Below are 17690 nucleotides of genomic sequence, written 5' to 3' on the forward strand. Positions count from 1 at the left end.
TTTAATAGATTTTGTCATTGTTTATTTCCAATCAGCTTGCCTTCAAGCATTTTCATGTAATATCCGCCTACTACCGAGCGGGCCTTGAAGCCACGCCAATTGGGCTTGTCGGTAAACACCCAGTCGGACATAGGCACGCGGTCTATCGTTTCGTTCATGAACTTATGCAGAGGAACGATGAATTCACGGAAAGTGGCCAGGTCAGGAGCCATTGTAGCAGTCCACATGATCCAGTCGGTCTTGGTATAAGTCTCACGACTGTCCAGAGGCAAACCATAAATATTCTGCTTCGTCAGATAATAAGGTATCTCCATTTCTGCAATTTTTGTGTCAAAGATGTTCAGTCCGAGCAATTTATCCCAGACAAGGTTGTACTTCTGGCTCCAGGTACCCGGCTTGTCAAAGGTCAGACGATAATGGTCGCCGTCGTTGGCCATACGTTCCCACTCAGCCGCCATCTGACGGGCCTTCGTTGTATAGCTTTCGGCAACATCCTTCTTGCCGAGCATTTCGGCCAACCGGCCATAAGAGGCCACCCCTAAAATTGCCTTGATGGAAAGATTCGTGTTATGGGCAAAGTGTCCGGCGAAGTCGTCGGTACAGAGCTGGTTCTCAGGATCGAGTCCCTTTTCCACCAGATAGTCGGTCCAGGTGGTGAGCACTTCCCAATGTTTGGCAGCATAGTCGGCATTGCCTTCTACGGCAGCAATGGCAGCCGTAAGAATCAGCATGTTTCCACTCTCCTCAACCGGCATATCGCCTCCGTAAACCTGTCCGTTGGCAAGAGGATAGGTACCCAAATCATGGGCGGCGAAGGGCTTGGTCCATTTGCCGCTTTCACTATAATGGAAGATACCGTTCATCATGCCTTTCTCCAGTTCAGGATTATAGATCAGATAGAGGGGAGCCGAGGGGTAGGTCAGGTCCACCGTATTGATACAGCCGTTACTGTTGTTTTCCTTCGACAGCCACAAAAGGTCACCGTTGGGAGCTTCCACCAGCTTGTGGGCGGCAATGGACTGACGGTAGGCCAACGCGCAGAGTTCGGCATATTCCTTGCCGCCTACGGCAGAAGCATCCTCCATTAACTTTTTATCGAAGGCATAGCAGCGTGCCAGCAACTCGTCATACTCATTGTAGGCGGCCAGCATTTCCGACTCGATGGTACGGTCGCCTCTCGAGTTCCAGTAAGAACGCAAGTTTGTACCGAAGTATTGGATGGAATAGATGTCGTCATATCCCAGCATTATCTTGTCGGTAACCTTCCTCACTTTACCATAGTCACGCACCAAGGCCATATTCCCGTTGCTGTCCTCACCCGCAAGCGAAGCTGAATTAAAGGTGCCGTTCACGAAGTTCTTGCGCAGTTCGGTACTGTTGCCGATGCTGTATGCTGTGTTTTCTTTACCGGAAACCATGTAGAAATATCCCCAGTCAATGCGAAGGTCATCGCCCTGCTTAGCCAGGATATTCTGCTCTTTGCTTCCGCTCTTCAAGTAAAGCAGCCCGTCAGCTTCATATCCCTCGCTTGCAGATTGCTGGTAAGGCTGGTCGAGCGCCCAGCGCGGCGAGGCCTCAAAGTACACCTCCACATCGTGTTCCTTGCCATCACGGGCAGCAACACTGTAAGTAAGGTAATTCACGGGGCGGCTCAACAGCTTCAGGTCTTCCATGAAAAGAGGTGCCGTGAAAGTGACTTTCAAGTCGACATCACCACAGGTAAAAGCGTAGTGTGTCTGCATGGGCTGCACGTCAGCAGAGGTCTGCACAGCTGTGTTGCCAAACACGGTTTCCTGATGTTTCGGAATCTGCAGGCCGAAGTCGAGCAGACCGTTGCCGACCGGATTGATACACTCGGCGGCAATGATGTTGTCTCCTTGTTTCAAAGCAGCCAAAGCCTCATCGGAAAGTTTCACGACCTTGTTCTTATTGCATGTGGTTCCCGTACTGTGTATCTTCACTCCGTTGATATAGAATACGGCATCATCATCATTGGAGAATTCCAGATAGACAGGTATGCCGGTCAAATCGCGGTCGATATTTACCGTACGGCGCACCCAGATATTGCGGGTTCCCCATTGGGTCTTGGCTGTAGGCTCATTTTCTTTGGTACCAAAGGCACCACGGTCCGACTTCCATCCGGAATCATTGTAATCGGCAGATGTCCAGTCGCCAGCGGGCTTGTCTGTGATATACCGTCCAGTCCACTCCCCTTGCTGAGAGGTGGGCACGATTGCATTCATCTCCAATTCTTCAGTCCCCATAAAACGGTAGGAAACACCGTCTACCTTCACCACGCCAATCAGAGGGAAATCCTTACCCGTCCAATGGCGAACGGGGCTGTCATAAAGGTTATCGCTCATGGACCATGCACTGGCATAAGGGTCGATGGTAACAAGCGGGTAGGCTGGAGCTCTCAAGTCATTCTTGACGACTTCATAAGACGTATCCTTGTCACTGCACGCAAAAAGGCATGATGCCAACAAGGGGTATAAAAGCTTTTTTCTCATATCGTTTATATAATATAATTGTTTATGTTGTTAAATGCTAAAAAATAAAAGGTCTGAGATTACCAGCAAAACTTCACCGACACTCCGTCAGGATTATTCTCAAACTCTATCAAATAGGTATGACTTGCTGCATGCCAACGCTTGGTATCGAATACTTCTTTGCCATCGACTGTCACACTCTTAGGACAACTCGGCAACAGTACCCGCGATACGTTTGAAGTCTCGGCAGGACTTTTCGCCACATAGGAATACCAGCCTTTTCCGCGTTCTTCCTGTTCTTCGCGACTTGCCGAAGCCAGCACTTGAGGCTTCTTCTTACCGGCTACACGTTCTACATTCAGCAACAAGGCTTGCTCACCCGGATTTATCCGCTTGGAAGTGTATATCGGTAATTTGGGATCAAAAAGGTCAATCAAACATCCTTCCACAGTAAACGGCTCGTCGCTCACACTCTCTTCAAGCACAGCAGCCAAGTCGTAATCTCCCCTTTGCAGATAGAAGTTGTTTTTGAACTCCAGCTTTCCCGCTTTCGCGTTCTGCTCGTACATCCGGGCCGCAAGATACAAAAAATATTTGTCACCACCCTCATGCAGGACATAATCTTTAGGATCGGTACGAATAACACATACAGTTCCCTTACCGTAACTATATTCTCCCTGATTCGGCCAGGCAGGAAGCCCCATCTGCTCAAAAAGATGTGCGGAAGGGGTAGCATAGTTATGCCCGTTGGTATTCCACCATTCCCTTACATTCTGGAAAGGGTCGTTGTCCGTTCCACTATAAATCAATACTCCCCCTTTCTTCACCCAATCGGCTATGTGGCTGTGCGCTTCAGGCTCAAGCGGTTTCATGTTCGCATAAGTCATCAACAACACTTTTGTGTCAGCCAGCGCTTCCTTATAGCCGAGGTTCTCAATGTGGACGGTCTTGACGGGTACCCCTCGTTTGAGCAAAGGCAACGCCTGACCGTAGAAATTCGCCAATTGTGGGTCTTCATATCCGTTGTGCGTAGGGAAACGCTGGAACATCAAGGAGTTTGCCATCAGTACGCTGAATCCTTTGCTTCCGGTCAGTTCTTTATCAGTCAGAGGCATACGGTTCAAGGCATTAATCATCACCTGCATCTGTGTGGAATAGAAACGGGGAATACGTTCTTTCTTGTCGCTATTGGCACTTGTCCGATATAGTCCTTCGTAGATACGTTCCGGCCAAGGCATCACTTCGTAATCGGCTATATTGGGATAGAGTAATTGTGCAGTAAAGGTAGCCTGATAGTTTTTCTTATAATCTGCCCAGTCACGCGGCCAGTCTTCGATAGGGTCGGTCAGAAAGAACATCTTGCGACCAGTAGGAGCAGTCATTGACTCCATAGAGCCATACTCCAGATAGGCAGTCTCGAACACACGCTCACGTTTGCGACCGTCAAAGAAATTCGGCTCACGCGAAGTTCCGGTCCACACCTGAGCAATGTAACCGTCCACACAAGGAAGTGAGGCAAGGCTTGCTTCTGGACTGACAATCTGCCATTGCGAATAGTTCACCAGCGAGTGGGTGGGAACGTAGCACTTCACGTCCATCCCTTTGCTTTTACCATATTCTTTGGCAAAGGTGAAAACTTCATTCAGTGCACGATAGTACAAGTAATACTTGAGTTTGCTCGACAAGTAAGTATTTTCCGGAGACTCGTGTTGCGGTCTCCACTCGAAGCCATAGTATTTTTTCCATTCCTCCTTAAAAGAATCACTGTAACCGGCTCTTGCCCAAAATTCAGGCTCTTCCATGAAGATGGCATCCACACCGGCGTCGATTACCCTCTTCACATGTCTCTCTTTCAGATAACTTAAAAAATTCTCCGACGGTACGATATAGGGCACCATGTGACCGTGCCATATCGTATCTCCAGTCTGTGTGACTTGTCCCTCATCCAAATGCCATTTCCCGTCCCATTGTCCGGTAAAATAGTCCTGATATTCACCCCAAGCAATACCGGTCATAAAGTGTATGATATATCCACGCTCTTTCCAGGACTTCACCCGTTCCTCAAAAGATAGTTTGCGTGATTTATCCGAAGGATTTCCCCCTACTCCATACACCATCACCGCATCGGCCCTATTGTCTATAGAAGGCTTCCACTCGCGTGAGGTTTGAAAAGTGGTTTTAACATTGTCCTTGGTCTGAGCATCTACAGAGATGCCTATTGCCAAGACAGTCAAACTTATCAAAAAATGTTTTTGCTTCATATTGGTTTCTTGTTTTTATGGTATTAATCATTGTCCTTACCACTATAATGGCAAAAGATTGCTCAACAGCCGAGGCTTTGGCACTATAGCAGCAAAGCCTCGGCTGTATGCCATCAAGCTACGGAATAAGTACTTCTACCGGCTCACTGTAGTTCCAACGGCGTGTGCCGCTACCTACAGGTGTGTCGTAGTTAATACGTGCGGCAGCGCGTACAAACACTTTGCGGCCCGAAGGTATACTGCCGTTAGACTGGACAATAACTTCCTTACCCAGTAAATCTTCGAAACTCTTACCTTCATAGCTGATGCTGCTCGACCAACGCTCGTCGCGTGCCCGGTAGCCTACTGTGTTTGAGTAGCTGACGAAGAACTGGATGTCAGTTACATTCAAGTATTCGTCTTTCCAATTGCCCATCGGCTGGATTTTTTCACGGAAAACTTCATCCGACACACCGCGTGTCACGCGTACTTGTGCCTTGATGACCCCATTGCTCACCTGCGGATCACCTACAAACTCAACGTTCAGAAAGGGCTGTACTTCAAATTTCACTTTCGTCGTACCACTGATTTCAGTATTGACGGAACCATCATGGAGCAAGGTACCGTCTGTATTTTCACGCACTAATGGAATGAACGGGCCGTCGATACGGACATTATACTCACCTTTGAAGAGCTTCGTGTTCTGGAATGTACCGTCCATCATACAGTAAAAATCGGGATTATGTTGCACATTGTCACCCCAACTCAATTCGGTCAGACGGACACGGATACCCTCACTGCCCTGGTCGGTCAATACACGCTTACCAGTTGCTTCATCTACCACTTCGCCCCAAATTGTTTCTGCCGGTTCCTCATAGTTGTCTATTTCGAACATGCTGCATGAGGTTAACATGAACAAGGCGCTGAATAAGCTATAAAATATTGTCTTTTTCATACGTTTTAAGTTTTTTAATTATTGAGTTTTATCGATTAGGCTGCTGGTCAATCACAGGACTCTTAGAAACCTCACCACCCGGAATCGAGAAATAATAGTCCACCGGAGTGTAACCGAAGTCCTTGTCACCGGCAGTCGTATAGTTGAAACAAACATCAAAGAACCACTTGCCGGTCGCCGTCGAATAGAACGGATAGATACCACGGAAACGATAACGAGTCGTGTTGCTGAAACGGTCCTTATTGCGTTGCTCACCCCAGAATCCATCGCGACCTTCATAGTGATTCACACGCCAGCGACGCAAGTCCCATTTGGTCTTATGTTCGAAGGCCAACTCCTTGCGACGTTCCTTGCGGACGATATCACGGCTGTCTGTTGTACCAGTCAACGAGGCAGTCAACAACCGGGCACCGGCACGCTCACGAATATCATTGATGGCTTTCGTTGCCACACTCAACATATCTGTACCATCAGGAGAAGAGACGCCCGCTAACGAAAGTTCCACAGCAGCCTCGGCTGCATTCAGCAGCACTTCGGCATAACGCATCAAAATAAAAGGTTGTGCACTATTGCCTTCCCGAGGAACAAATGCAGGATCAGGGTTCAACCATTTACGTGCCAGCAGACCGGTCATAGCACTTCCACCATCTTCATAGAAAGGACCGTTCTGGCCAGCAGCCTTCATCGTAGAGCCATCAGGCAGGGTTACAATTTCCTGCTGATCTTCAGGTTTCGGACTGAGATAAAGCGTTTTGGGCTTCTCTTTATAAGCACTCAGATGATTGTACTTGGTAGTGGCAGCACCATACGAATAGTCACTAAGAAGCGGTTTGACAGGCGCGGCCCCCGTATAAACACCGGCATAAATTTCAATTTCCTTACCCTTAAACACATCACCAGGGAAGATGACGTAAGCACGCAATCTAGGTTCAGCATTCTTGTAATAGTCCATGGGACTATCATACATAACGTAATTACCTTCGGTACAAGAATTGCCTGTCGTCACCTTCAAGGTACCGTCGGGATAACGGTCGAAACCATCAAACAACTCAACAAAGTCGGCTGTCGGGCAAACACCACAGTTCAGCGGAGCCTTAAAGGTGAGCGGTAAGTTGTAAGAATCGTAAGCATGAGTACTGGTGGGGTAAACGTACTCCTTCACATAGATGTTCTCAGGATTATTGCTAAGATCGGAGAACATATCCACCATATTTTGATATTGTGCTTCCGGATCATTAGCGGCCCATTTCTTCTTGTAAAGTGAGTATACACCGCTTTTAATCACCTCGGAAGCGGCTTTGTAGGCTTCAGTGAAATACTTCTTGGAAGCCTCTTGCCAGCGGTCCTCATCGAATCCGATCACGCGTACTCCCGTCTTGGTACCCAAACCGGTCAAACGTCCAGTTACCGTTTCATTATACTTAGCTACACTACCGGCATAGAGCATTGCTTCTGACTTGAAAGCCAATGCTACATACTTATTACTGTAACCACTCTTGGGGCTACTAGACATCATCAATTCAATGGCCTTGTCATAATCTGCCAAAACCTGGTTCCATGTTTCTTCCTCACTGGCACGGGGAACCTCCAAATTTCCGTCTCCAGGATACTGGATGACTTTTGTCACCAAAGGGATACCTCCAAAACGACGGGCCATGGCATAGAAAACTGTGGCACGCACATAATAGGCTTCGCCCAAATAGTGGTTGTAAGTAATTTCTGCATAGGAACTCTGATATTTCGGCAGGTTCTCAAGCAGGAAGTTGGCATCGCGCAACAATTCAAAAGCCTTGCCCCAGTAAGCATTGTCTTCACCGGTAAACGCACAGCAAATACCGTCCCTGTTCATGGCTTCACCAGTACCGTCAATACCCATGGCATTCAACCAACCATTAAAGTTCACCCCCCATTGTGAGAGGTATTTAAAGTCTTCCCATGGCATATTGCTATACAAACGTGCCATATAGATGTCCATACCAGACTCATTGGAAAGCAACGACTCGGAAGTCACGATATTTTTGGGAGCAATATCCATATCGACACATGAAGTGGCAAGAGTCATGCACAACATCGCGGATATCAGTTTATGTCTCATATTTATTATTTTTTAGGTTTATATCATTAATTAGAAAGAAAGGGAAACTCCCAATGTATAGGTCTTGTTCAACGGATACATGCGTCCCAAATCATCATCGGGATGCTCAGGGTCTACAAATTTCACACCCGTAAATGTCAGCAGGTTGTAAGCATTGGCATAAATACGCAGACTGGCATTGGGAATCTGTTTCAATTTCGGGAATGTATAACCCAGCTCGATACTCTTCAGACGAAGGTAAGCGGTGCTTACACGATTGAAAGCTGAATTGTTTTTCGCCCAACGACCTGTGTAGGCGTAGTGACCGGAAGTCCAGACAGTAGAAGGGTCATAGGGATCGGCCTTCGGGTCTACGGGATGCCAGCGATCAAGAAACTGTGTCAATGCACCGCCACCGTTCTTACCCCAAATTTCATGCAAAGGCTCTTTGTACTCCATAGAACCCAGCGCAGAGCCTTGCAACAGCATGTTGAAATCTAAGTTCTTCCATTGCAAGCCGGCATTTAAACTGAACTGCAACCATGGAGTCTGGTCAAAGGCAAACGGATGTTCGTCCTGACCGTTAATCTCACCGTCACCATTCCAGTCTTCATATTTGTAGTCACCCGGCAGAATGTCACGTTCCTTGTAGCCAGGATAGCTCCAAATATCATTCCAGCTGGTGTAGCGTCCGGCAGAAGTATAACCGAACTGTACTCCCTGATAACGGTTCGTCAAGTTGTCATTACGCCAACGATCGTAGGAATTGGCCCAAGGACCTTTTTCCGAAGCAGTCAGGTATTTCTGACGGGTAACGGTAGCAATACCTTTCAGATTATAGGCCACTTGTCCAATCTTGTTGCGGTGGGTCAATTCCAATTCCATACCGAATTGGCGGTCACTGTCCAAATTTTCGCGCGGAGCAGAAGCACCTACCACCGTAGGCAAATCACCGGTACGGCGAGCGAAACGGCCAGTACGCAGACGATTAAAATAGTCGAACGAAACACCCAGCAGACCGTTCCAAGCTTCAAAATCGAAACCCACGTCGAATGTCTTCGACTTGAACCAAGTGATGTTCTCATTAGGTAATGCCATCGGGCTTGCTGCACTGATGAATTTGCCACCGAAGATATAGCCCGGTGAATAACCGTTATAGTCGCCATTAGACATGTTACCGCTGGTTGCAGGATAAGTGTACCCCATAGCCCAGTCATAATTCAAGTCACCATCATCACCCAGCACACCGTAGCTGGCACGCAGCTTCAGCTGATTGACAAACTTCAAAGCATCTATGCTTTTGAAGAAAGGTTCTTCGGATACTCTCCACCCAGCCGATACTGAAGGGAAGAAACCCCATTGATGCCCCTTGGCAAACTTGCTGGAACCGTCGTAACGAAACTGTGCTTCCAGCAGGTATCGGTCGGCAAACGAATAGTTGACACGACCTATCAAAGCTTCGTTAGCTTGTTCATACAAATCATTATTACCAGTCTGCATGGCGCCGATCTGTCCTTCAGTCACACCAGCCAGCAGGTAAGGCATAGAGAATGCCAGGTCGCGGACAGCGTAGAAGTTGTCACCGTTGCGCTTCTGTACCTCCCAACCGACAACACCACCCACATGGTGGACATCGTTAAAAGTGCGGTCGTAGTTCACTGTGAATTGTCCCAACATCTGTGATTTGTCATAGAACTCGCGACGCATGTTGCTGGGCGAACTTTCGTTATAAACCTTCTGATTGTAGGTACCGGTCTGCTCGTCATAAGCATACTGGTAGTACTCTTTGCGGAAAGCCTCGTTGTTGTCAGCACGATAATCGTAACTGAACATAGCTTTGGCAGTCAATCCCTTCAATACCGGTGTGTATTCACTGAAATCTACCGTCAAAGTAGCCGAAGACTGGAAATATTTCTGCTTGTACTTCTTGTAACCGGAAATATCGGCCGTCATCATAGCCACAGTATTCTGTTCCATGTCCAAACCGTTGTAGTTCAACATCGTCCCTTCAGGATCAGCGTATGCAGGATAAAGTACACCTTGGCGCCAATAGTTACGAATGATATCCTGTGCGCTACTGTAAGGCGTATTGCGTTCGTCGGAGATGCCACTTACACCAAGTTCGAATTTTATACCTTTAGCAACTTCAGTTGAAATGTTGGAACGCAGGTTGAACTTATTATAATTCAAGTCTCCCGAACGGAAGATACCTTCCTGGTAAAAGTAGCCCATACTGATATAGAACTTCGTCTTCTCGTTGCCACCGGAAATGCTGATGTCGTGTTGTGTCTGTGGAGCCACATTAGAGATAATCAAGTCATTCCAGTCCGTCGTACGGCGCGTACCGTTACGGAATGCTTCAAAGCTCTCTTCGCTGAAGACCCATGAACCGCCATTGATGTTATTCATCGACATTTCGTTGAACAGCGTCATAGATTCATAAGGATCACACAGTTCAGGCATACGTGAAGGTTGTTGGAAAGTGTAGGAACCATTGTAAGAGAATTCCGTTTTTCCAGCTCCTCCTTTTTTGGTGGTCACCAACACTACACCATTGGCTGCACGTACACCGTAAATAGCGGCAGAAGCATCTTTCAACACAGAAATATCATCGATATCCATTGCATTCAAACGCTGGAATTCTTCCGTACTCCGAGGAATTCCATCGATGATAATCAATGGAGATCCCATACCTCGAATATCGAAACTGTTATTGAAAGTTCCGGGCTCAGAACTCTTCTGCCATACGCGCAAACCAGGAATACGTCCTGTCAGCATATTCTGCGGATTTTCGTTCTTGGTCTTTATCATATCCTGCCCTTTGACGGCAGAAACGGCACCCGTCACCGATCCGCGGCGTTGTGTTCCGTAACCTATCACCACTACTTCGTCTATCATCTTGGAGTCAGTCTGCATAATGATGTTGATAGTGGTACGTCCGTTCACTTTCTCTTCCTTGTCCTTCAATCCCACATAAGAGAAACTGAGAATACCATCTGCAGGAGTACTGATGGTGTAACGTCCGTCAATGTCGGTAATGACACCTATAGTGGTGCCCTTCACCATAACGGCAGCGCCAATGACAGGTTCATTGGTGTCATCCATAACTATTCCTGAAACGGAAATAGAGTTTTGTGCGAAAACACCTGCCGGAATCAGCATCAGAAGGAATGCCATTACCATGTAGGATAATCCTTGTCGCATCTTGCTAAAATTCTTCATAGTCCATTAATTTTAAAATTATTTCTTGCTCCATTCATAATTCGCCAACACTGCATATTCGGCGGCAAAAGCAAAAGTGAACATTCCTTCCACGTTGTTCTTGTTCTTTTCAGCTTTGTACCACCCCACCAGCAGATTGGTGGGAAGCATATGTTTGTATTGATAGTTTTCGTAGGCATAATCCAGATTATTCTGGAATGCCTCGATACAGCTTGCGGCAGCAGTGTGGGTTGAATAAGCATCCACATACCCACGCATCAGTACACCGTTGAACCAGTTGCAGAATCCGCTGACATCAAATGTATAACAGCCCGGTTTGGCAGCTTCAGGTTTGGCAAAGTAAGCAAAACTATTATCGGTCAATTCCGCCAAGTCCGTCTGATAAGTCGCATCGCTTGTAACTCTGAAAAGGTCGGCAGCACCGGAAAGCATCGTACCACTATTGTAAGTGATGGCCGGACCTACACGATCACGCAGTTTGGAACCAGTCCGGTAGTGTTCACCATCAATGGTAACATATTTTATGTCCGGTGAATCATAACCACCCATCATATCGTCGTACACCCCGTCTGGTCTCAGCAAATATTTCTTCTGCCAATCGTAAACAGCTTTGGCAAAATTCAAGTAATAGTCAGATTTCTTCTCAGTGCGTAGCTTGCGACTGTTGTCGGCAGCCACGTAGCCATAGGTCACTTCGTCAGGTTTTCCTTTGTAAATTTCGTGCAGCCACACCAGAGGACTGACAATAGGGCCATTACTGCAAGAGTGCTTGGTGATATACCCCGGTCCCCATGTGATGCCTCCCAATGGACTACCTTGCTCATCAAGGGTGCAGTCCCAACCGTCAAGCACGTATTCTGTCAGGTATTCTGCCTTTTCCAGATAGCGCTGTTCACCAGTAATATGATAGGATTCCAACAGTTCACGCACCAGCCACATCTGGTCATCGTAAACATTGAGGGTACCTTCCACTTGTGCAGCTCCCTTGCCGTTGCCGCGGTTTACGCCGTATACCGTCCACTGTTTGGTCTGCGTATAAGAGGTCAGCGTAAAAGTACCTGCATAAAACTCCAGATTGTCATAAAGTTGAGCTAAAAGTTCCTTGTAGCGGTTAAAGTGAGAGTCATAAAGAGCCGTCTCTCCCTTTGTCTTCCCGGTCTTCATGGCTTTCATCGCAGCATTCACGGCCTCAATGGAGCTAGTGTACATCCACACACTGCCCAACTCACTGGAACGGTTTCCGGTATAAGGGTTATAATAACGTGACATAGCCATGCCCGTACCCGTAAAATAGCACTCTACAGCATTGTCAATCAGCTCTATGGCACGTGCCACATTCTGCACCGGCAGATTACCTGGAACATACGTACCTCCGTTGTCCGGCTTTTCATCAACAGCAGAGTCATTACTGCAAGCCACTAACGTCAATAAGAGCAAAGTCAATAAAGTAAATAAATTTTTCATTATATTCATACAATTAGTTTCTTCAGTCCCCGTCTCTCCCCTCACAAGATGCAAAAGGAGATAAAGAGGGAAAAACAAAAAAAATTAAATATCAGCAGTTTGTCACTCCATTGTGATGTCACGCAGCACCAGTTTGTTCTCGTCGCCGTTCTCTTCTCCCTTAAAGACACCAATAGTCAACATTACATCTTCTCCGTTGAACTGAGACAAATCATAGACAAAATCGGCATATGCCTCCGGATCCCCCTTTCCTCCGGCCTGATGGATAAATTTCCAGCAACCGTCGGCAGCAGCCTCAGCAAACTGAGCCGTATGGGATGCAGGTGCCAAGTGTACGACAGTTCCGTCCATACGGATAGCTGTCACCTTGAAGAAGGTAGCATTCGTTCCACTGAAGTTGCGAGTCTTCAATGTCATCCTATCACACCCAGACGCAATGGAGAATTTGGCATAGAAATAAGATTCGGGAACGGTGGTACTTACGTTGTTTCCACTACGTGTCTTTATCAGATAGCCTTCGGAAGGGAATACCTCAGGATCTTTACTGAGCGGCATATACGACCACTCGGCACAAATATGGTCCACCTCGCGCCATGCACGATAGGCGTCCACATAGTTATCGCGATTTCCCTCAACCGGACTCAAGCCAGTGAACTTCGACTTCATTTGCGGCATGGTAGAGCGTACCATTTCCCGGGTCATCTCCCAACCATCCAACTCTTCGACCGATGTTCCGGGCAACCAGCCCCATCCTTCAACGGCTTCTTTAGCAAAAGCGATGCGGCGCAATACCAACTGCTTCCAGTAATCACCAGTCTGGGCACGGAATGTACCGATGGCAATGATTACTTCCTTACCGATGTATTTGCTCAAGTCTACTGGAACAGAAATGTAATTTTCCGAGGCATAGGTTCTGACATCACCCACCATCTCAGCCTTCGGATCGGTAGCAGTCAGGTCTACCACCTGCACGCCATAATATACCGGAGCAGCTTCGTCGGCACTGTGCGTACGGATCTGGAGGGTCATCATGTAGTTATCTTCTGTAATCAGCTTGCTTCCGAATACAAAGGAATCGAATATCTCCAAGTCAGCAGGATTCTTGCGGTCCTCTTCATTGTTACGAATGCGGAGAGTGGTTCCTTCGTTCTGCTCTTCCCAGTCGCCACGGAAGTCCATCGTACACATGTAGTTGCAAGCCCAATCCCAGTGGGGATAGCTTTCAGCGTTTCGTCCGCCACGGTATTCGTTATAATACCATTTTTCTGCAGCTTTCAAATCATCAAGAGTTAGTCCGCGCAATATTTCTGTCCCACCCATGCGAACCTCTATAGTGGCAATGCCATCCACAAAGTCAGCTATAGCTACCTTCTTCGCAATGGAAGCATAGCCTGCTTTGGTAAAAGTAACGGTGTAGTCTGCCAATGGCAAATTACCAATTTCAAATGTACCATCGCTTCCGGTGGTGGCAGTCTGTGTGGAACTGATGCTGACCGTCACTCCTTCCAACGGAGTATTTCCCTTTCCTGCATCAACTACTTTTCCTTTGATTTTTGCGGCTGCATACTCCATTTTAGGGCTAACTTCAGCCACTTGTTCTTCATTGAATTTTCCTGCCACAACGGTAACACTTACCGTCTGGTAATCGGCTTTCGTAAATGTAATTATATGTGTACCTATTGAAATATTTTCGAGTGTATATACACCCTGCGAATTTGTCGTGGTCTGAGGACCGTCCGGTGCAGCCGTTATACCGGAACCATCGACTAAAACTGTGACCCCTTCAAGAGGGGAAGATAAATCATCCGTGACGACACCCGTCACCTTTCCATAAGATAAAGCCCTTCCGCCCGTATCATCGTCCGAACAAGAGCTCGCCATGATGACCATACTTATAAGCATGGCCATCAGTCCAAAAACTTTCAGCTTTTTCAACTGTTTCATAGCTTAAATTATTAATTAGAAGTTAATATAACAAAGGAGCCGATGCCAATCGCCCACATCAGCCTCAGGGTGTTGCAAACCGCCCCCTTATTTGCAAAATTGATTCCACATGGGTTAATTTTAGGGTTAATTTGGGTATAATGGCATAAAAAAAACATTAATCCAGATCATTTTAACCCATAAAAGAAAGTACAGACTTCGCCTAACACTTTAAGCCACAAAAGTAGTGCCGCGAATAAAACAATTATCGTATAAGTCCTACTAAATCTTTATTTTCAACAGCCCATTTGTCTTCATTTACCATATTGAATTCATCGATTTTGGGAGCCTAATTATCAGAGGAGAAATAATGGGCTATCTCAGTATACGACTGAGATAGCCTACATATGTGCCTAAACTTAAAAATATTTTATAAATACTTTTCAATTGCATATAAGAACAACAACAAGAACTTCAGGAAAGCAGACAGAAAAATAAAAGAAAAAGCAAAGACAAAAAATACCGGATGCAGCATACCGGGAAAGCTAATTCCAATAAAGGCTGAAAGGAGTAGGGTAGTCTTCCCCCGTATGTTTTTTGTATTCTGCCACAAATCTTTGATAAGTACCAATAGCAGCATTTTCATGCTTAAGCATGAAAAGTGACTTGATGCAACAAGACAAGGCTGTTTCGTTCACCGGATCAATATTGAATTCCGCTTCAGCCAAACTCACAGCTTCCGAATAATCCTGAGCCTCAAAAGCCTCTTTCATCAACTGTAAAACAAGCACTTCCAGGCGGCACTCCACATCTTGCTTAAAACCGTCGAACAACGGATCGTCCATAAAGCCGACAAACTTGCCACGCCCTACAATATGCAGGAACTCTTGCCGGCAATTCTCTACCCGGTTTTCAGCAACTATCGCCATAAAACGCAGATAATCACAATAAAAGACAGAAGACAGCGTGAAACGAAAACATCCTTTCTCATAAACCAGTTCTATGCCATCCAGTTCTTTCAGAATCTTGCGCAAATGATTGATGGCTACTCCACGCGAGTTTTTCACTTTATCTTTTGGCTTGTCGGGCCATATCAAGTCACTCAGTTGTTTGGAAGAAATTCCGTCGGCATCGCTATAACGCAAAATGAGACAGAATATTTGTTTGATACGCAAGGAAAACATATAAGAGATGTTGCGACCACTCCGGTCGAAAACGGAAAAATCACCGAATAAATACATGGAGTTGGCAGTTCCCGCATCTACTGCCTGCCTCTCCATCTTAGTGGTATCAGAAGCATCAAGAAGCTGTTCCTTGTCTTGTCTCACAGCTTTGCCGGCCTCGCCCTTACCGGAGTTTCGGCGCCACTTGTACACTATCCATACGCCTCCACCAACTACAACCGCGACCGCCAGCACTAGCCATACACGTGAAACACTTCCTCCACTGTTATTCGCAATATATTTTTCAAGAGAAACCGGTGGAAAGAGTAACGAATAAACAGAAAATTTGGAAGATACGTCATCACGTGTTTCCTGCACCGTCACAAAAAGCCTGCTTAAACGCTCGTTATAATAAAGACGAGCATTTGTCGTGATTTTATCAGAGTAAATGGGAATGGAATCACCCAATATCTGACAGCTGCCATCTTTTATAAGAAAACGGTAGAGATGCAAAAACGAGTTAGACACACTCTCGGGATAACGCAAGACATAAAAACAAGAATCATTCTGTATCAGCATATCCTGCACCGGCACCACATTGGGCTGTCCTTCCGAAATATCCCAAAGTTTCTGCACATGCATCTCTTGCAAATCCACCTTATAAAGATCGTGAAAATAACGGCGGCCTATTACCTGGTCACCCGACTCATTGCCCATACCGCCAAAAATATAGACAGAATGGTTACTGTCCAAATAACCGGCCGAAGAGAAATAACGGGGACAAAGAAAATCACCGGATAGAGAACCAAGTGTATCCCAACGCGCTTCTTCCGGATCGAATATATAGAATTTATTACTGTAATACATATTGCCGAAACCACCGAAGATGGTGTAACGCTTGCGGACTGCATCATAATAGGAACAATGATGATGCAACTGCATGCTGAGCCGACTGTAACTCTCTACTCTCCAGCCCAATGTATTCAAGTCTAGACTTGCTATCATAGGCTCCGCATCCCCATTCTCTGTATATACCTCGTAGACATATAACCTTTCACTGGCACTGTCAAAGAAACTACCGGCAAGAAACAACTTCACAGGACACCGTTCGGTAAAAGCCTTGGCAGAAATATTTCCCGTCTCCATATTGTAGACAAACAACGAATCACGATTGAAATAATAAATCTCATTTCTACCAATATTATAACAAGAACCTGCTTCTGAAGCCGACGCAAAACCGCCCTCCCGCTTCCAGTGAAAGGCCTCATTAATCAGCCACACCGGATTTTCCACTTTACCGTAAAGAATCCCTTCCCGGTCAAAAACCGATTCTCCTTCCGCCTCATCCAAAGGAAACGTGTAAGTGTGGTCAGCGTGCACAACCAACTTATCAATAGCTATCTCTGGAACGTCAATAATGTGGTCGCTCTTACCGAACACTATTTTCGGGCTGAACTCATCGGCAAGTGCTACACCCTTGCATACTTTTTCCTGATCATGAATCTTGAGAGTAATCTCATCCTGCTTCAAGTTAAAGGCTATCTTCACCCTAAACCAATGGGATTTCATCGCTCCAGCCTTATTGACAGGCAAGGCTATCAACACACACTTCCCCTCTTGATTCAAACGGAACAAGATATCATCACCACGAAAATCAAAAAAAAGATTGAAAATCTGTCCTTCATCCTTCCCCTTAACACGCAAGATATAACCGACGCTCTCGGTAGAATACAAAGCTATATTGAACTCCAAGTCAAAATAGTCTCTGAAAGAAGGATAACTATGAGCAAACACATCATAGGATGTTCTTTGATCAATAGGACTGACCGCGCCACGAAATCTTAATCCGTATGCGGAAACCAGTTGGGTAGTGCAAAGGCCAATTATAAAAATGATATATCTATACAAGTGTACCATTAGGTTTCATTTAAGGTTATGCAATACCATCATCAAACACTAGCCAACATTTATTAACAAATGATGGGAAGATTGGAATGCAAATATATTAAAATATAAACGAACGAAAAATATTTTCTTTGAAAAAGTAATATATCATACAGTCACAAGACTTTCCAAACGGATGTTGACTAAATTTATACTAAATGAAAAGACAATATTCGTAAGAGAAGAGATTATGGAGGTAATGACTGCAAATACCGA

Annotated in this window: 8 protein-coding genes; all 8 read right to left on the reverse strand. The window is 46.0% G+C overall.

What is annotated here, in order from left to right; all coding sequences use genetic code 11:
• Window positions 1-14 precede the first annotated feature (14 nt).
• The gene (locus tag CSD97_RS07385) at window positions 15-2510 is read right to left on the reverse strand and encodes a DUF4965 domain-containing protein (RefSeq protein ID WP_098032186.1); all 2496 of its coding nucleotides are present in this window, start codon (window positions 2508-2510) and stop codon (window positions 15-17) included.
• A gap of 59 nt (window positions 2511-2569) precedes the next feature.
• Complete coding sequence (locus tag CSD97_RS07390; protein ID WP_098032187.1) at window positions 2570-4750, reverse strand: hypothetical protein; 2181 nt, start codon at window positions 4748-4750, stop codon at window positions 2570-2572.
• Between the two features lie 118 nt (window positions 4751-4868).
• Window positions 4869-5684 carry a DUF3823 domain-containing protein gene (locus CSD97_RS07395; RefSeq protein WP_098032188.1) on the reverse strand — a complete coding sequence of 272 codons (816 nt, stop codon included), beginning with the start codon at window positions 5682-5684 and terminating at the stop codon, window positions 4869-4871.
• A 28-nt stretch (window positions 5685-5712) separates the two neighbouring features.
• Window positions 5713-7779 (reverse strand): RagB/SusD family nutrient uptake outer membrane protein, encoded by a 2067-nt coding sequence (locus CSD97_RS07400; RefSeq protein ID WP_098032189.1) that lies wholly within the window; start codon window positions 7777-7779, stop codon window positions 5713-5715.
• A 30-nt stretch (window positions 7780-7809) separates the two neighbouring features.
• The gene (locus tag CSD97_RS07405) at window positions 7810-10980 is read right to left on the reverse strand and encodes a TonB-dependent receptor (protein WP_098032190.1); all 3171 of its coding nucleotides are present in this window, start codon (window positions 10978-10980) and stop codon (window positions 7810-7812) included.
• Window positions 10981-10998: 18 nt separating this feature from the next.
• Entirely contained in the window at window positions 10999-12453 is a 1455-nt protein-coding gene (locus tag CSD97_RS07410) for a glycoside hydrolase family 76 protein (RefSeq protein WP_098032191.1), read from the reverse strand.
• A gap of 93 nt (window positions 12454-12546) precedes the next feature.
• Window positions 12547-14388 (reverse strand): carboxypeptidase regulatory-like domain-containing protein, encoded by a 1842-nt coding sequence (locus CSD97_RS07415; protein WP_098032192.1) that lies wholly within the window; start codon window positions 14386-14388, stop codon window positions 12547-12549.
• A gap of 524 nt (window positions 14389-14912) precedes the next feature.
• Window positions 14913-17324 (reverse strand): hypothetical protein, encoded by a 2412-nt coding sequence (locus CSD97_RS07420; RefSeq protein WP_232058988.1) that lies wholly within the window; start codon window positions 17322-17324, stop codon window positions 14913-14915.
• Window positions 17325-17690: the final 366 nt, after the last annotated feature.

It is taken from the genome of Bacteroides sp. AR29, assembly GCF_900217715.1.
GTDB lineage: Bacteria > Bacteroidota > Bacteroidia > Bacteroidales > Bacteroidaceae > Bacteroides > Bacteroides uniformis.